The organism is Paraburkholderia sp. MM6662-R1 (assembly GCF_050436245.1).
GTDB classification, from domain to species: domain Bacteria; phylum Pseudomonadota; class Gammaproteobacteria; order Burkholderiales; family Burkholderiaceae; genus Paraburkholderia; species Paraburkholderia tuberum.
This window is the reverse complement of sequence record NZ_JBNDLV010000004.1, coordinates 730137-746498: the sequence shown is the minus strand read 5'-3', so window position 1 is coordinate 746498 and position 16362 is coordinate 730137. Positions and strand designations below refer to the sequence as shown.

Below are 16362 nucleotides of genomic sequence, written 5' to 3'. Positions count from 1 at the left end.
GTCCGCTGCACTTTTGCAACGAGCCGTTGACGTTTCGGCGCGCGGCGGTCCGCTTGGGGTCGCGCAGAGACGTTCGAGACGCCCAGCGTAGCGCGCTTAGCGTACGAAAAGTCCGTTTAGGTGATGAACCGCTGCCCCGCGATCGAAATCCCCCGCCTGGGGTTGCCGCCGATCCAGGTTGCGGGCGGGTGAGCTTAGGCTCAGAATGATCCACCGAGGGTGCCCGTCGCCGGGCGACCCGGCAACCGTCAGGGAGGTAAGTCATGCGTATTATGGTGAAGTTCTCGTTTTCCGCTGATGCCGGCAACTCCGCCATCCGCGCCGGCAAATTAGAAAAAGTCTTCCAACAGTTAACAGAGGATCTGAAGCCCGAAGCCGCTTATTTCCACGCCGAGAATGGCGACCGGGGCGGCTTCTTCATCGTGAACATGGCGGAATCATCGCAGATTGCCGATACCGCCGAGCGGCTCTTCTTTGGTTTGAACGCCAAGATCGAACTCGTGCCGGTCATGAATGCCGATGACCTGCGCAAAGGTCTGTCGGGCGTGCAGGAAACGATCCGCCGCTACGGCTGAGTCCCCCTGGACGATGACCTCGCCCTTGCCGGCCGCCGCGTCGTAGTCGCGCTCGAGCCATAAGCGGGCATAGCACCGGAACGGAGCCAGCTTCTGATGGTCGCCGCGCAAGATCGCGTCGGCCTCGACGATCTCGGGCACGACGTCGGGGTCGTAGTTGAGGTCCATGGCGAAGACGCAGCGCGAGCGGTTGTCGGCAGTGCCGAACCGCTCGCGCACGGCCTCCTTGGCGCGTTCTAGGCGCTTCTCGAGCTGGCCGAGGATCTGCCGGCCGCGCTCCACCATCCCCCGCACCACGGCGATGCCGTCATAGCCGCGCCGATCGGCAAAGGCGGCCGTTTCGTAATCGGGGTACCGTCAAGATTCGGACGTTTAGGTACGTCAACGGCGAAACTGTCAGATTTGGTCCTGAGACTTTGCAGCGAGGGTGTCAATTTACGTTGGAGATACCCTTAATCTGACGCGTTCCCCGCCGGGCTCTGACGTCCAGCTGAAGTACGCTTCAACTGGACGACACGCAGGATTATGAGTCAGCAGTCGGCCAAGTGCGGCCCTTTGGCCGCTGATCCGCGCAGCCATTCGAGCGTCCGCTCTGCTCCATCAACCGGCTTATGATCGAAGCCAGCGAATTATCCTTTTCCGCTGATCGACATCATTCGTACATCTTGAGCATCTCCGCCAGCGCTCCTTCGATTATCCTGTTCGACAGACTCGGGTCATTCACGGCGCGAGCGAGCGCTATTGAACCAACGCAGGTGCTGAAGATCATCACCGCTTTAGCATGGGCGTCTTCTGTATCCGGCAAAGACTGTGCGAGCAAAGCGATGATCTCACTGACACGTTCGGTGAATGCCTCGCGGGTTGCTTCGGGCGCGCGCGGTACGTCGTTGACTAGCGCTGAAATTGGGCAACCTCTGCCGAGGTTGTTCCGATGGCTTTCCGACACATATGTGCTTATCGCGCGCTCAGGCGCCGTCTTGAGCCCGTCCTGAATATGCTCGATGTCCTGCAATGCCATGATGAAAGCCTCCGTCACGAGCGCATCGCGTGACTCGAAATGCTTGTAGAAGCCGCCGACGGTTAAGCCGGCTTCTTTCATGATGTCGCCGACACTGATTCCCTCAATGCCGCGCTCGCGCAAACGCCGTGCGGCGACCTGCACAATCCGCTGATGCGTGGCCAGTTTGCCAGCTTGTGAGTGCCCCATTTTCCAGTCTCAAAGATGCATTGTGCTACGAGTCAACCTGAGGCAATGCCGTTCGCCCGGCGCTCCCGCAGCAGCGGTTAGGTCTCGCCCGACGACCTCACAATTGCCGTCAGTTGCAAAGTCCTGGCAATGCGAAAACCGAGCTCCCGATACAGACGAACGGCGGAAACATTATTCGTGAACACATGAAGGAACGGTATTCTGTCGCGTTCCTGGATGGTTGCCGCCAGGTGCTCCATCAACAGTCGACCCAACCCTCGGCCGCGCCACTCGGGGTGCGTGCACACGGCGCTGATTTCGACGTACTTGCCGGCAGTCATTCGTTCGCCCGCCATCGCCACCAGCCGGCCGCTCTCCCTGACGCCAAAGAAGTGACCCAATTCGTTGGTCCGGGCGTTGAATGGTCCAGGCTCCGTCATTTCGGCGAGTCGGAGCATATCAGGTGTGTCGTCGACACCGAGTCGCACGATCCGCTCATCGGACGATACGGTGAACCTGTTGGCGGCAACCATCTGATTTGCAACAGCCTCGCGCACCACGTCGAAGCCGGGCGGCAAGTCCGGTTTGGCCGCCGTGAAGAATGAAAGGCGCTGTCCCGGCTGGAGCATTGCTGCAACTTGAGAGACGCTTTGCGCGGTGTAATTTTGCGCGGCCCCGAACGGCGCAAATTCCGGGCGATACCGGGCTCCGCCTTCGCAGCGCTCGATGAAGGCCGGAGGCGCTTCGCTCAGAGCGATCCATACGGGATTGGCGAGGTATTCCTCGGTCCCGATCTCACTGGCTGCATCAATGTGGGAGGACTGCATGACAAGCTCCTGTTTTGTTCGTCTTCTCTGCTGTGGAATCGCGGTCAGGCGAACCGTGCCGCGTGCTTCCTGATAAAAGCCTGGACCGTCATCGGCGGAGTACCGGTCAAATCCTCAATGAAGGAATTGGTGCCGGCGAAAACGCCTTCCTGGTAATCGACGGCAACCGACAGGAGATGCTGCGTGAAAGTGTCGCTGAATTTTGCATCCGTATTCAGGCGCTTTTTGAACAGATCGAGATTGACTGGTTGGTACGAGACCGTCCTACCCAACGCCTGGCTCATCTCCGCCGCAATCTCATGGTGATTCATCTCGACCGGCCCGTAGAGCGGATAGACCTTGCCCGCGTGCGACGCCGGATCGCGAAGGATCGCGGCAATCACCCGACCCTGATCCTCGGCTGCAATGGGCGCATGGCGCCCTTCGCCAAAGGGCAGACGCAGCATCCCGTCCTTTTTGACGGACGCGACTTGACCCGGGTAGGTCAACCATTGAGCGAAGAACGTGGGGCGCAGATGCGTGACCGACGTGCCGGCCCAGTCGAACACCTGTTCCGAGATCCAATGGTCTCGCGCGGCATGGCTTTTCGCTTCACGGCGAGCCGAAATCTGCGACATGTTCACAATCGATTCGATTCCGGTCTCACGGGCGGCCTGTGCAAACGAAGCGCTGGCCGCTATCCCACCAGCTTCGATCGGATAAACGAAATAGGCCGATGAGATGCCTTGAAGAGCGCGTGCGACGTCGTCGATGTCCGAGAGATCGCCAACCAGCACCTCGACGCCCTGTGCGCGCAGCCGCTCTGAGCGAGCGTCCTCGCGTCGCACCAGGGTTCGTACCTGTTCGCCTGCAGCTAAAAGGGCCGTTGTCGCTGCTCCGCCCGTGTCACCAGTCGCGCCTGCGATAAAAAATTTACGAAAAGCCATTTGAAAGCTCCGCTCGATTCGTTAATTGGGAGGGTGATGAACGTTTCAGTCACCGGATCTGAGCTGGAGTATAGTCATAATCCTGAACGACGATAGATCAGAATTCCGTACTAGTCTTTTGCGGAATGCCGTTCTCGAGGCGGGCGGCAAGTGGGTCACGCTGCGCTTGCGAACTCACGCTGCAAATGGAATCGAAAACCGCGTCCTTTCTGGACGACCGACCACCGGAGAATGCTCCTGCCATGATCGCCCACACGTTCGCCTCACCCCGCCATTCCACGCGCTATTGGGAGGCCGGGCCCGCCGAGGGGCCACTGATGATCTTCCTTCACGGCTGGCCCGGGCTCGGTCTGATGTGGCGCGCGCAGATCGAGGCTTTCGCGTCGGAGGGCTGGCGCTGCATTGCACCGGACATGCGCGGATACGGCGGCTCATCGACACCAGGCGCGCCCGATGCCTATGCACTCAAAGAGATCGTTGACGATATGGTCGAGCTTCATGACCATCTGGGCGCAAGTCCGGCAATATGGGTCGGCCACGACCTCGGAAGCCCGGTGGCCGGGGCGCTCGCTGCGCATCACGCGAAGCGCAGCCGTGCGGTTGTGTTCGTCTCCGTTCCGTATATGCCCGAGAGCTTCGGGTTGCGCAGTCTGCTGCCCCTGGTCGATCGCACGCTCTATCCCGCCGACCAGTATCCGGATGGGCAATGGGACTACTACCGCTTCTATCTGACGCATTTCGATCAGACCGTTACCGACTTCAATGCCGACATAGCTGCGACACTGGCGGCGATCTATCGGTCTGGGGACCCGAAATCCGTGGACCGCATCTATCGCTCTGCGCTGGTCTCGCGCAATGGAGGCTGGTTCGGGTCGGCACGTCGCGCGCCGACGGTGGCGCCGGACGCGGCGCTCTGGCCGTCGGCTGACTTCGACGCGCTGGTTAATGTGTTCTGTGTGACCGGTTTTCGTCCGGGTAACGCCTGGTATCTGAACGATGACGCCAACATCGCCTACGCTCGAATTGCGCCCGACAGCGGCCGCCTGAGCCAGCCTGTGCTTTTCGTGAACGGCGAATTTGATGGCATCTGCGATATCACCCGCAGCGCGCTCGGCGAGCCAATGCGAAACGCCTGCAGGGATCTGTCTGTGGCGACGCTGGGCGCAGGCCACTGGCTTCCGCTCGAACGCAAGGCTGAACTCGTCCAGGTAATCCGCTCCTGGCTCGAGGCGAAGGGGCTGTCGTAGCCATCACGGTCACATCCTGACCCGGATAGGGTCCTGCAGGTCGACTAAAGGAGTTGAATGAAATGAGCGCATCGAACAGCGATGAAGTGATTTCAGATTTGAGCGATGGCATCAAACAATACGACATTGCGACCAACGGCATTACCTTGCACGTAACGGAGCAAGGTGAGGGGCCAGCAGTGCTGTTCTGCCACGGTTTCCCGGACACCGCCTATACGTGGCGGCGGCAGATGAAGACCATTGCGGCGGCGGGTTTTCGTGCGATTGCCCCGGATATGCGCGGTTATGGGAGAAGCTCGGCTCCAGCCGACGCAAACCTCTACACACCGTTGCACACGGCAGGCGACCTGATTGGCCTGCTCGATGCGCTAGCGATTCCCCGCGCCGTCCTCGTCGGACATGACGGGGGGGCGACCCATGCATGGAACGCGGCGCTGATGCGCCCGGACAGATTTCCGGCGGTGTTCTGCCTCAGTGTCCCTTTCGTGCCGCGTGGTGACGCTAGTGTTTTCGACAGAATGCGAAAGGCGGGGCTTCAAGACAAGTTCTATATGTTCGAGCAAATTCGGGCCGACGCCGGCGAAATCTGGGCCAACGCAGCGGTGACCATTCCCGGCATTCTGTATTGGGCATCGGGTACCGCGCCAGCTGGCCAGCAGTGGAGTCCAATGGATCCGGCTCGAAGCCTTCATCGTACTGCCCCTGGACCGTTGCCTTCGTGGGCCCCAACAGACTATGTAGCGCATAACATCGCGGAATTTCAGCGTACCGGTTTCCACGGAGGGTTGAATTACTACCGCGCGGCGGAGCCGTATTTCGCCTTGTCCGCTCCGTGGAAGGGCGCGAAGATCGTTCAGCCGTCGTTTTTTATCTGGGGCAAGGCGGACGGTCTGAAAGAGCTATATCCGCTTAGCCTCGACGACCTTCGCGCCGGCTTACCGGGCCTTGTAGGAGGACTCGAACTCGATAACGTGGGGCATTGGGTTCAGCATGAGGCCGCCGCCGATGTCAGCGATCAACTGCTGAAGTTCGTGCGTACCCTTGATCTCGCATGATCGTTTCGAACACTGTCCGGTGTAGTCTCTGCTCCTGGCTCCGTTTAATCGAGCGAAGAAAATGGCGGCGTAACGGAGGCTGACGGGAGTCTTCAATGACCCTTGTACTCAAAGAATAGACATCGACCAACAGGGCCACCGGTTGTCCGCGTTGGGTCGGTTTGGTGCGTTCGCCGTCGGCCCGCGTTCGGCCACTTTCGGCGTTCACCGGGGCGCCGCCAGGACACTCGATTGGCTGTTTCACCCGGAAGCCGGACGTCCGGGATGGCGACGGGTCACGACGAACATCGGATCCCCACCAGTCACGGTGTTCCTAACCACGATAGCGCGACTTTCACCTTCCAGGATTGAAACGAATTTTTTCAGGAATCTGTTCATAAGCATGCGGGCCCGACAATGCACGCCCCTTCAATCCGGCGACCGCGTTTCGCACGCCTTCCATCACGGCCGCAAATCCGTCGAGTTCGGCGCGCCGTTCCCACATCGCGATCAGCGCCTTCTCTTGCGGCGTCGTGCCTAGCAATGCGGCCTTCGCGGGATACGCGTCCTCGATGTAGCGCCAGATTGCAGGGACTTCGCCGATCGCCGTGCCGTCTTGGAGTACAAGCGTCGGAACCTGTCGGCGAGGATTGATCGCGACGTACGCATCGGAGAAATACTCTTTCGCCCCAAAGTCCACCGCTTTCGTCGGAATCTCAATGCCTTTTTCGGCAAGAAAAATGCGGACTCGACGAGCGTTGGGAGAAGCCTTGGATTCGTAAAGCATGAGATCGGTATTCATGTACTGGTCCAGTTCGATGAGAAGAGCTGACTCGCCCGCAAAGCAGTCGCTACGCAGGCGAGCATGTCAGGTCGCATTAGCCTGCCGTCTTGCCGCCGTCGACCGTCAGGATCTGACCGGTGACGAACGCGGCGCCGTCGGCAGCGAGATAGAGCACCGCTGTGGCGATGTCGTCGGGCTTGCCGATGCGCGCGAGCGGCACCGTGGCGGCGAGCGCTGCCTTGTTTTCGGCGGTGCTGGTGAAGCGGTCCAGCATTCCCGTGTCGGTCGGCCCCGGCGCGACTGCGTTGACGCGAACACCCGTCGATGCAACTTCAAGCGCGGCCGATTTCGTGATGCCTTCGACGGCGTGCTTGCTGCCTGCATAGACCGATGCAAACGCAGCGCCTTCGTGACCGTAAGTCGACGAGATGTTGACGATGCTGCCGGCCTTTTGCGCGGTCATCACGCGCAGTTCATGCTTGAGACTCAGCAGCGTTCCGAGGACGTTGGTGTCGAACGTGTCGGCATAACTGTCGGCGGTCTGCTCGACGACGGGCCCAGGCCGACCTTCGGTGCCGGCGTTGTTGACGGCCACGTCCAGCCGGCCGTAGCGGGCGACGGTTTGATCCACGAGGTTGCGGACTTCGTCGCCGCCCCGGCTTGTTGCGATTCTCGAACGCCTCCATCAACACTTCAAGTACCTAGAGGAACAGATCGGTGAGATTGACCAGGAGCTCGCACGTCAGCTCGCTGAGGACGAAGTTGGACAGCGCCTGATGAGCATCCCGGGAGTCGGCCCAGTCACCGCAAGCGCCTTGGCCGCAAAAATGGGCGACGCAAAGCAGTACGGACGCAGTCGCGATTTTGCGGCATCGGTTGGGCTCGTTCCCCGGCAATACAGCACGGGCGGCAAGACCAATCTTCTCGGGATCAGCCGACGTGGCGACAAAAATGTCAGGCGCCTGCTCGTCCTGTGCGCCCGAGCCTACATGCGATTTGCGACGACTGAAAATTGATGACGTGAACGGCACACCGGCCTGACGAAGAACCTGAGCGTCAAAGAGGCTTTTCGAAGCCGATCCACTGTTAAGGATCATCAGGCGCGAATCTCATCGTGGCGCGGGGAGCAATCCCCACAACGACGCCGAATAGCTTTAGGCAAGCCAAACTCGCCATCGAAAATCAGGGTTGCAAAAACGGGGTGGACCATAGATTTGGCACATTGATGCCGTTCGGTCCCGGGGGTCCTCAATCGTGCCCGTTTCCCCGAAGGGAGGCGGGCGTCCATTCCATCTCGGTCGACAACAGCCGACGCCATCCGACCATTAGGAACGAATGGGCCCAAGCCTTTCATCGGGCACTAAAGGGAATGGCACTTACTTAAGCCCGTGGAGCGTGCCCATATTTTTGGACGCGCTCACGTGCGATGTGACGAGGCTCTTTCAGCCATGGGTAGGACTTCGGTCTTCGTTTGCGCATTCGTGGTTCGATGCGACCGGGGCGACTCCCAACGCAAGACTGCGTGATCAGGTTGAACAGGAGACTCTGGTTGTGAGTTGCCGTCAGACCTCTGGCCAGCCATTCAGTCCATAACTGCACCGTGTGTTTGAAACTCAGTGTTCTCGGGTCAGTGGCATGGTGACTGGCGGCCTGAGCCATCAGCAGCCGAATCACGTTGTAGGCCAGCAGATGGACCCAGATCTCCTTTTCGTTCATGTGGGCAGTCTGGCAATGCAGCACATCCATGCCCATCGTCGTCTTGATGTTACGTAGATCCAGTTCCACGTTCCAGCGCCTGGCGTACAACTGCGAGAGGTCCTGTTTGCTGGTCTTGCGTGCATCAAGCATCGTGGTGACCAGCACCCGGTGATGCAGCCTGGACTCGCGCACCATCAGTTCATCGGGGAAGGCCTGGTACTGCTCATGCGTCATCCAGTCGGGACGCTGCCGGGGTTTGGGCCACGTCACAATGTGATCGCGCGTGCCCAGGGACCGGCCTCGCCGAAAGTCGGTGCGGCGTGCCCCATGCTGTTCCATCACGACGTCCACCCCGGCGGCGATCATTGAGGCCATCAGAAAGTAGTGGCAGTACAAGGCATCGGCGACGATCACGTCACCTTTGCGAAACGTGCCTTGCAGCATGCGAAACGCCGTCAGCTCCCCGCTGCCTTTGCCCGCGTAAGTTCCGACCGCCGACTCCAGTACTGCGCCGCTTGCCAGACAGATCACCGCAACCAGATAGGCCAATGGAAAGCCCACTCCTTCGGCCTGAGCACTGGACTGCGGGAAACGGGCCTGGTTCGACGGCGTATCGGGCATCGAGATCCCGGTGCCGTCAACCAGCTTGACCGGGCGCCCGCGCCACTTCCAGGCAGGCTCGGCCTGCTCATGCAGTTGGCGCCCCGTCTCGCGCGCCAACTCCCGCACCATCGTCAGCGGCAGTCTCTGGCGAGCGCGGCAGTAGCCTCCCGTACGCACACTCATGGGCCGCAGCCCGTCGGCAGCTCGCTGCGCCGCCCACCCGTTGACTGCCTTCTGACAGGAGGCGTCCTCTTCCAGCGCCTGGCGCATGAACATCGACAGTGTCACCGTCGGCGGATACAGCCGTTCCCGATGTTCTGGCAAATACGCTTCCGTTATGCCCAACAGCCCCGGGCTCGTCAGTATGTTGAAGTAGTCTACCGCCTGGGCCCTGCACGCCCGGCTTTGAACCCTGCTTCGTGTTTGCCTGTGATGACTTCGTGCATTACGATCCATGGGGGCTGATCTTTGGAATGAGACGGTGTTTGCCTGGTAACAACCATCGTATCAATCCCTGGATCAGCCCCCTCCCTTTCTCTTCAAGCACTTACCCGCGTCTTCTCCTCCATGTAGGCTTAAGTAAGTGCCATTCGCACTAAAGGCTGATCTCCTTACGGTAGGCGCTCGTGTATCTTGTATGCCCCTTGAAGCATCCCTGGCAAGATCCCTCTTGGGCTCGCATCACGAATGACAGCCTGAGTTTGTCGTCAAGCCGTCACTAGGCCATCCTCGAACGATTCGATAAGATCGGCGGGGACGACACGATAGACCGCAGCTCAGGGACCGGCTCGGACAGTGCTTTAAGATCCGGCGCAGGTCGCCGCAGCGCGTCGTCCGTAGCAAATGCCGCTTCGAGCGCCTCCGAAATGTCCAGCAACCGCCCATCTCCACGCGCTGGGCCGACCAACTGCACACCAAACGGCATGCCGGCATGATCGACCCCGCACGGCAGCGACAACGCCGGATTGGTCATCAGCGAAACGAGGTAAGTCAGTCCCAGCCAGCGATAGTACGTATCGAGCGGCTTGCCATTGATCGCTTCGAGATGCCATTGGGACCACGGAAATGGCGTGACGGACACCGTCGGCGAAACGATCACGTCATAGTGCTGCACGAGCGACTGGAAGCGTCGATACAGCGTCGTTTGCATCTTGTGCGCCCAAACGGCGTCGCCGAGCGTCATCGATGCGCCCAGCTCGAAGTTCGCGCGCGTATTGGGTCCAAGCTGCGACGGATCGCGCTCATAGATTTCCGCGAACTGCGCAACGAAGTTCTGCGCGCGCACTACGTCGAAGCATCGGTCGATGCCGCTCATGTCGATGCATACCGGTTCGCACACCGCCACGTGCCGTGCGATCTTGTCGACCTTCGCGCGGAACGTCGCGCGGGATGCGTCGTCGAGCGCGCATACCCCGAAGTCATCGGTAAAGCCGATGCGCAGCCCCGACGCATCGATCGGACGGCGCTGCGCAAGCGCGGCCGAATCGACGTCGTAAGATAGCGGATCGCGCGCGTCGAAGCCAGCCTGCGCGGCAAGCAGCAACCGCACATCGCCGACGGTACGTGCCATCGGGCCGCTCACGGTAATCGGTGCCCACCCGAGTTCGCGCCGGTCGCCCGGCACGAGTCCCGGCGATGGCCGCAGTCCCACAATCCCGCAGACCGCGGCTGGAATGCGCAGCGATCCGCCCGTGTCCGAGCCGGTGCAGAGCGGGAGCATGCCGGTTGCGAGCGCTGCGGCCGATCCGCCCGACGACCCCCCCGCGTTCAGCAGCGGCGCAAAGGGGTTGCCCGTCGCGCCCCAGACGTCGTTGCGGGTGTTCGCACCCGCGCCCATTTCGGGCGTGTTGGTCTTGGTTGTCACGATGGCGCCCGCCGCCCGAATGCGTGCGACCATCCCGTTGTCCTCGTCCGGAACGTTTGCGCGGAAGAGCTTCGAGCCATACGTCGTGAGTACGCCGGCGGTCTCTTCCAGATCTTTCACGCCGATGGGCACGCCATGCAGCGAGCCGAGCGGCTCGCCACGCATCACCGCCGCTTCCGCGCGACGCGCTTCGTCGCGCGCACGTTCGAAACACGTCGCCGCCATCGCGTTGACGGCAGGGTTAATCGCTTCGATGCGCGCGATGCACGCGTCAAGCAGTTCGACTGGCGAGATACTGCGATCGCCGATCAGTCGGCGCGCATCGACGGCGGAGAGAGAGACGAGAGAGTCGTGCGTCATGGGCATCAAGGAGGAATCGGATAAGAGCTCAAGCCGCCGCTGGCGAAGGCAAGGCCTGCTCGACACAGGCGATGATCGCATCGCGCGTGTTCTCGAGATGCGCGTACGTCTGCTCATGCACGGCGCGCATATCGCGGGCGCGGTAGGCGTCGAGGAGATCGGCATGCTCGCGGTTGTTGCTGTCGAGGATATCGCTTTTGACGTGCATCGAGAGGGACACGTAAGGCCGCGCGACCAGCGACAGCCCTTCGACCAGTTCAGAGAGACGCGTGCCGGCGGCGCTCGCCATCAGATGCTTGTGGAACTCCTCATTGAGGATTGCCCATCTCTCGGACGACAATGTCGCGCACATTTCATCATGCACCTTTTCGGCGGCGGCGAGGTCGCCATCGGTGGCATGCCTGCAGGCGCGTTGGGACAGCATCGGCTCGAGCACCATGCGCAGTTCGTAGATTTCGCTGACGTCCGCGGCCGTGAGCGCGCGCGTGACGACGCCCTTGTTGGGGTCGATCGAGACCAGCCCTTCCGCGCGCAGGTCGCGGAACGCTTCGCGCACCGGCGTCGTACTGACGCTGAGGCGTTTGGCGATCTCTTCCTGCCGCAGCCGCGAGTTCGGTGGATACACGCCGCTTAGAATCTCGGCGCGCAACGTGCCGAGCACGTATTGCTGAATCGTACGAAAGGGCTGGCTCATGTTCGTCTCCGTGAGCGGTCGTTATCGTATGTTGCGCATTTCGTCGATCAAATGGTGACGGCGCGTCTTTCGAACTTCAGCATGCTTTCGATGCGCGCGGCAACGCGCAGCAGCTTCGCATCATCGCCGAAAGCGCCGACGATCTGGAAGCCGAGCGGCAGATTTGCATCGCTCCAGCCGGAAGGCACATTGACGGCGGGCGCCCCCATCAGGCTCCAAGGTGCGCAGAAACGGGCGTCGCCCGTATCGGCGTGTCCGTGGGGCGCTTCACCGCTGGCGGGCAAGGTCACGAGCGCGTCGCAGCCTTGCAGCAGCGCGGCAGACTGCGAGCGCACCTGCGCCTGCAACAGCAAGGCTTGCTGATAGCGCTCGAGCGGCATCGCCTGGCCTTCGGACAACAGCACGCGCATGTGTTCGCTCATCAGCGCGGGCGCGCGTGCGGCTACATCGCCGACGGCGCGATACGCCTCGACCGCGAGAATCGTCAGTGTCGCTTCGCGCATTTGTGGCAGGTCCGCGCCGTAGTCCAACTCGACGATGCGCGCGCCGCCTTCGCTCAGCGTCCGCAGCGATGCATCGAAGTTGGCGTGTTGATGCGGCGCGATGAGTTCGTCCCAGAACGGCGTGCGAACGACGCCGAGCGTGAGCGCGGAAGTGTCGCGCGGAAAGTGATCGCGCCACGCCGCTTCGCTTTCGACTGCCTGAAGAGCGCCTTCGACGAACAATGCATGCGCGACGGCGACATCGTCGACGGATCGCCCGAAGAATCCGACGTGATCGAGCGACGCAGCCAGCGGATGCACGCCTTCGCCCGGCACCGCGCGATACGACGGCTTGTAGCCGACGATGCCGCAATACGCGGCCGGGCGAATGATCGATCCGACCGTCTGCGTGCCGATGGCGAGTGGCACGATGCCCGCTGCGACGGCCGCCGCCGATCCGCTCGACGAGCCGCCCGGCGTGTGCGCACGGTTCCACGGGTTGACGGTCGCAGCCGGTCCGCGCCAGGCGAATTCGGTCGTCGCGGTCTTGCCGAAGACCGTCCCGCCGAGCGCGCGGATCATCGACACGATGCGCGCGTCGCGCTCGGGCCGATGCCCGTCGTAAGCCGGCGAGCCGTAGCCCGTGGGCATGTCGGCGGTATCGGCGAGATCCTTGACTCCGATGGGCACGCCCACGAGCGCACGCGCCACGGCGCCGCGCACGGCGTACGTATCCGGCCGATGCACGAAGGCCCGAAGCCACGGCTCCAGCGCATCGGCGCGGGCCTGCGCGTCCAGCAGCGTCGCGCGCGCGGCGGCTTCGTCGTGACGATTAGCGAGCAGTGTCGTGAGCAATGATTGATCTGATCGATTCATCGTTACTTGCTCGCGGCTGCGGCGAACGTGTTGTCGACGCCATTGGCATAAGTGACTGCGCCGGGTTTGATGTTGCCGATCGACTCCTGCAGATCGAGCGCATTGCGGAAGGCCTGCTCGGAAATATCGGGCGTGGCCGCATAGATCTTCTGATCGATGAGACGCTGCACCGCCGAATCGACGATCTTCGGATCGAGCGATGGGAATTCGGCGCGCGCGACGCTCTTCGCCGTGTCGTGCGATTGCTGAATCAGAGCTTCGGCTTCACCGATCGACTTCACGAACGCGGCTACCATCTTCGGCTTGCTCTTGACGGTGAGAGAGAGCGTGTCGATGGTCGAGAACGCATAGCCGCCCGGATACGCCTTCGGGAACGCATACACGATGCGATAACCCTGCGCGAGCCCCGTTTCCGCTTGCGGCATATAGAGCGCAGCGGCTTCCGAGCGCCCCGCCATCACCGGCGCGAGTTCGGTGCCGATCTGCACGGTGTTCATCTTCACGTCCGCGAGCTTCTGTTCGCTGATGAGCCGTTGCAGCAGATACGTGCTCGTCGACGGCGGCAGTGCGGTCGAGACGCTTTTGCCTGCGAGATCGCCGACGCCCTTGACCGTCGAATCCTTCGGCGCGATCACCCACACCGGCACGCCGGCGACCACGTTGGCCACGTTCACGAGCGATGCGCCCTTGAGGTTGGCGAGCATGGCGGTCATCGGGTCTTGCAGCGAGAAGTCCGCATGACCGCCGATCACCGCTGCAACGCCCGCCGCGCCGCTGCCCGCGGTGACCTTCTGCACGGCAAGGCCGTTCTTCTCGAAGATGCCTTTGTCGATAGCCACATAGAGCGGCAGGTACTGGATCGACTGAAATGCCTGATAGATGACCACCGGCTCGGCGGCCTGAGCGCTCGTCGCGCCGATTCCGGATGCAACCAGACATGCGGCCGCGATACTATTGAGCAGAGCGTGTGTCTTCTTCATTTTTTCTTCCAGGAAATGATCTTCGCTTCCGCGAGTTGAACGATCCAGCTGAGAACCGAGGCCATCAAGGTCAGCACGATGATGCCGAGCCAGACGGTATTGAGATCGAAGAGCGAGCCCGCGACGAACACCGCGTGACCGAGCCCCGACTGCGATGCAATGTATTCGCCGACGACCGCGCCGATCAACGCGAAGCCGATGTTCACGCGCAGCGTCGAGAAGATCCACGGCAGCGCGCTCGGAACGATGAGCTTGGTGAAGATCATCGACGGCTTCGCCTTGAACGAATGGAAGAGATTGAGCAGGTCCTTGTCGACTTCACGCGCGGCGGCGCAGGACGAGATCATCGCGACGGCGAATGTGGAGATGCCGGCGAGCCATATCTTCGACGAGGCGTCGGAACCGAACCAGATCACGATGAGCGGTCCGAGCGCAATCTTCGGAATACTGTTGAGGATGACGGACAATCCTTCGGCAACACCCGAGACTGTCGGCAGGAACCACAGCAGCAGGCCGAGACCGATCCCGAGGCCGCTGCCGATGGCGAGACCCGCCAGCGTTTCATAGAGCGTGACCCAGGTGTCGGACACGAGCGTGCCCTGCGTCAGCCCGATGACGGCGGCCTCATAGATGCCGGACGGCGAGCCGAGCAGCTTGCCGTTGATCCAGCCCGCGCTAACGGCAAGTTGCCAGGCAACGACCAGCGCAACGACGATACCGAAGACGGCGCCCGTCGTGCCGAACTTGCGGCGCGTACGGCGTACGGCTTTCCTTGGCGTGACGTTGGTGGACAGAACGGCTTCAGTCATGGACGGCTCCTGCAAGGATGCTCGATGGAGCGACTTCATCTGCGTCGCGCGAGGTGACGTGTCCGCGCAAACCGTTCCAGACACGCGCGTGATAGCCGCGGAACTCGGGCGCCTCGCGCGCGGAGACGGCATTGCGCGGTCCGTGCGTCGTCAGTTCGATGTCGATCTGGTCTTCGATGCGTGCGGGACGTCCGCCAAGCAGGATCACCCGATCGCTCATCGCGATGGCTTCTTCGATGTCGTGCGTGACGAGCACGACACTCGTGCCGCTTTGCGCACGCAGCGCGATGATGTCGTCCTCGAGTGCGAGACGCGTTTCGTAGTCGAGCGCGGAGAAGGGTTCGTCGAGCAGCACGAGCGTCGGATCGACGAGCAGTGTGCGCGTGAGCGCAACGCGCTGTCTCATGCCGCCTGAGAGCGAATGCGGATAGGCATCGGCGACGGCGCCGAGCCCGTAGCGCGCGAGCATCTGCCGCGCACGGGCGACATCATCGGGCCGGACCTTGCGATACAACTCAATGCCGAGCAGCGCGTTTTGCAGCACCGTGCGCCACGGCATCATCAGGTCCTTCTGCAACATATAAGCGATGCGGCCCGCTTCCCCATCTGCGCGTCTGCCGACCGATATCTCGCCTGACTGCGGCGTGAGCAGGCCTGAAATGAGATTGAAGAGGGTGCTCTTGCCCGCGCCGCTTCGTCCGACGATGGACACGATCTCGCCATGTCCCACGGAGAAGTCGAGCCGGTCGAAGATGGTCACGGTCGAGCGATCGGGCGATTGAAATCCGTGACTGAGCTGCCGCACGCGCAGCGGTTCCGCGAACGTGTTGACTGTTGCGTTCGATCCCTTCATGTCGTTCCTCGCAAGGTCTCGTACTGATGAAGTAGTTGCTGCAATGCATAATGCACAATCAAAAATCGGAAGCTGTCCTCGTCAAAAAAGTTTTTTCTCGGTGGACTCGCATGGGATGCGTCGGTGCGCAAGCTTGGTGCCGCTGCGCCTCTGCAGTGCGCGTCGCTGTGCGAATCGGTGCATGTTGCGATGAAACTGTGCGGGGCGAGGCGTGAATTCAATGGCACATTAATCGCTTCGTGCAAGTCTCTGGAACGACGTTCATTCCGTTGGAAAGCCACTGCAAAGAGACGATTGCAAAGACAGGAAGTGTTCGATCCGTGCACGAGCGATCAGCTGATAGCCGCCCGAATCGTCAGCTTGCTCGACGGCGACAGCCTTGATGCTGTCTATCGCGACTGGCCGCGTTCGGACGCCGCACCGATGGCGCGTGTCTCGAGAAGCGCTGACACCGATCGATGGCGAAGCGCGGCGCGCGCTGCTCGACGAGGCGCGAGATCGCGGCTGGGAGACTTACGTCGACGATTGCGCGAACCTGTTCTTTCGTCGCAACGGTCTCGAGGA

Annotated in this window: 14 protein-coding genes and 2 pseudogenes; 3 read left to right on the top strand and 13 right to left on the bottom strand. The window is 61.6% G+C overall.

The features are described 5' to 3' along the window. Positions 1-437: 437 nt before the first annotated feature. The 4 genes from OKW39_RS33270 to OKW39_RS33255 all read right to left on the bottom strand — a co-directional run bounded on the left by OKW39_RS33270 (position 438) and on the right by OKW39_RS33255 (position 3514). Entirely contained in the window at positions 438-860 is a 423-nt protein-coding gene (locus tag OKW39_RS33270; RefSeq protein WP_429564563.1) for a hypothetical protein, read from the bottom strand. 367 nt (positions 861-1227) lie between these two features. Then, the gene (locus OKW39_RS33265; RefSeq protein ID WP_429564562.1) at positions 1228-1782 is read right to left on the bottom strand and encodes a TetR/AcrR family transcriptional regulator; all 555 of its coding nucleotides are present in this window, start codon (positions 1780-1782) and stop codon (positions 1228-1230) included. A gap of 77 nt (positions 1783-1859) precedes the next feature. Next, positions 1860-2588 carry a GNAT family N-acetyltransferase gene (locus tag OKW39_RS33260; RefSeq protein WP_429333431.1) on the bottom strand — a complete coding sequence of 243 codons (729 nt, stop codon included), beginning with the start codon at positions 2586-2588 and terminating at the stop codon, positions 1860-1862. 44 nt (positions 2589-2632) lie between these two features. Further along, complete coding sequence (locus OKW39_RS33255) at positions 2633-3514, bottom strand: NmrA family NAD(P)-binding protein (RefSeq protein WP_429333432.1); 882 nt, start codon at positions 3512-3514, stop codon at positions 2633-2635. Between the two features lie 242 nt (positions 3515-3756). Here OKW39_RS33255 and OKW39_RS33250 point away from each other — a divergent pair, with 242 nt between their 5' ends. Both OKW39_RS33250 and OKW39_RS33245 read left to right on the top strand, forming a co-directional pair. Beyond that, positions 3757-4761, top strand: coding sequence for an alpha/beta fold hydrolase (locus tag OKW39_RS33250; RefSeq protein WP_429564561.1), 1005 nt, complete (start codon positions 3757-3759; stop codon positions 4759-4761). Positions 4762-4823: 62 nt separating this feature from the next. Continuing rightward, complete coding sequence (locus OKW39_RS33245; RefSeq protein WP_429564560.1) at positions 4824-5816, top strand: alpha/beta hydrolase; 993 nt, start codon at positions 4824-4826, stop codon at positions 5814-5816. A gap of 334 nt (positions 5817-6150) precedes the next feature. Here the strand turns inward: OKW39_RS33245 and OKW39_RS33240 are convergent, their stop codons facing one another. Then, the gene (locus tag OKW39_RS33240) at positions 6151-6597 is read right to left on the bottom strand and encodes a glutathione S-transferase (protein ID WP_429564559.1); all 447 of its coding nucleotides are present in this window, start codon (positions 6595-6597) and stop codon (positions 6151-6153) included. A gap of 76 nt (positions 6598-6673) precedes the next feature. After that, positions 6674-7231, bottom strand: a pseudogene (locus OKW39_RS33235) (SDR family NAD(P)-dependent oxidoreductase); the annotation flags it as partial. Here OKW39_RS33235 and OKW39_RS33230 point away from each other — a divergent pair. After that, positions 7230-7574: pseudogene (locus OKW39_RS33230) on the top strand (transposase); the annotation flags it as partial. The pseudogenes OKW39_RS33235 and OKW39_RS33230 overlap by 2 nt on opposite strands. A gap of 385 nt (positions 7575-7959) precedes the next feature. Here the strand turns inward: OKW39_RS33230 and OKW39_RS33225 are convergent. The 7 genes from OKW39_RS33225 to OKW39_RS33195 form a co-directional block, all read right to left on the bottom strand. Beyond that, positions 7960-9336, bottom strand: coding sequence for an IS4 family transposase (locus OKW39_RS33225; protein WP_090800641.1), 1377 nt, complete (start codon positions 9334-9336; stop codon positions 7960-7962). 262 nt (positions 9337-9598) lie between these two features. Continuing rightward, positions 9599-11104, bottom strand: coding sequence for an amidase (locus tag OKW39_RS33220; protein WP_429333436.1), 1506 nt, complete (start codon positions 11102-11104; stop codon positions 9599-9601). A 28-nt stretch (positions 11105-11132) separates the two neighbouring features. Next, on the bottom strand, positions 11133-11798 hold the full coding sequence (locus OKW39_RS33215; RefSeq protein WP_429364334.1) for a GntR family transcriptional regulator: 666 nt from the start codon (positions 11796-11798) through the stop codon (positions 11133-11135). Between the two features lie 47 nt (positions 11799-11845). Continuing rightward, the gene (locus OKW39_RS33210; protein WP_429564558.1) at positions 11846-13156 is read right to left on the bottom strand and encodes an amidase; all 1311 of its coding nucleotides are present in this window, start codon (positions 13154-13156) and stop codon (positions 11846-11848) included. Between the two features lie 2 nt (positions 13157-13158). Next, entirely contained in the window at positions 13159-14136 is a 978-nt protein-coding gene (locus tag OKW39_RS33205; RefSeq protein WP_090807372.1) for an ABC transporter substrate-binding protein, read from the bottom strand. Beyond that, a complete protein-coding gene (locus OKW39_RS33200) occupies positions 14133-14945 on the bottom strand; it encodes an ABC transporter permease (RefSeq protein ID WP_090807370.1) in 813 nt (270 codons plus the stop codon). The genes OKW39_RS33205 and OKW39_RS33200 overlap by 4 nt, the downstream gene beginning before the upstream one ends. Further along, on the bottom strand, positions 14938-15798 hold the full coding sequence (locus tag OKW39_RS33195; RefSeq protein ID WP_090807368.1) for an ABC transporter ATP-binding protein: 861 nt from the start codon (positions 15796-15798) through the stop codon (positions 14938-14940). The genes OKW39_RS33200 and OKW39_RS33195 overlap by 8 nt, the downstream gene beginning before the upstream one ends. Positions 15799-16362 lie beyond the last annotated feature (564 nt).

Coding starts and splice junctions, on each gene's coding strand:
- OKW39_RS33270 (WP_429564563.1), bottom strand. CDS start 860: ATGGTGGAGCGCGGCCGGCAGATCCTCGGCCAGCTCGAGAAGCGCCTA.
- OKW39_RS33265 (WP_429564562.1), bottom strand. CDS start 1,782: ATGGGGCACTCACAAGCTGGCAAACTGGCCACGCATCAGCGGATTGTG.
- OKW39_RS33260 (WP_429333431.1), bottom strand. CDS start 2,588: ATGCAGTCCTCCCACATTGATGCAGCCAGTGAGATCGGGACCGAGGAA.
- OKW39_RS33255 (WP_429333432.1), bottom strand. CDS start 3,514: ATGGCTTTTCGTAAATTTTTTATCGCAGGCGCGACTGGTGACACGGGC.
- OKW39_RS33250 (WP_429564561.1), top strand. CDS start 3,757: ATGATCGCCCACACGTTCGCCTCACCCCGCCATTCCACGCGCTATTGG.
- OKW39_RS33245 (WP_429564560.1), top strand. CDS start 4,824: ATGAGCGCATCGAACAGCGATGAAGTGATTTCAGATTTGAGCGATGGC.
- OKW39_RS33240 (WP_429564559.1), bottom strand. CDS start 6,597: ATGAATACCGATCTCATGCTTTACGAATCCAAGGCTTCTCCCAACGCT.
- OKW39_RS33225 (WP_090800641.1), bottom strand. CDS start 9,336: ATGGATCGTAATGCACGAAGTCATCACAGGCAAACACGAAGCAGGGTT.
- OKW39_RS33220 (WP_429333436.1), bottom strand. CDS start 11,104: ATGACGCACGACTCTCTCGTCTCTCTCTCCGCCGTCGATGCGCGCCGA.
- OKW39_RS33215 (WP_429364334.1), bottom strand. CDS start 11,798: ATGAGCCAGCCCTTTCGTACGATTCAGCAATACGTGCTCGGCACGTTG.
- OKW39_RS33210 (WP_429564558.1), bottom strand. CDS start 13,156: ATGAATCGATCAGATCAATCATTGCTCACGACACTGCTCGCTAATCGT.
- OKW39_RS33205 (WP_090807372.1), bottom strand. CDS start 14,136: ATGAAGAAGACACACGCTCTGCTCAATAGTATCGCGGCCGCATGTCTG.
- OKW39_RS33200 (WP_090807370.1), bottom strand. CDS start 14,945: ATGACTGAAGCCGTTCTGTCCACCAACGTCACGCCAAGGAAAGCCGTA.
- OKW39_RS33195 (WP_090807368.1), bottom strand. CDS start 15,798: ATGAAGGGATCGAACGCAACAGTCAACACGTTCGCGGAACCGCTGCGC.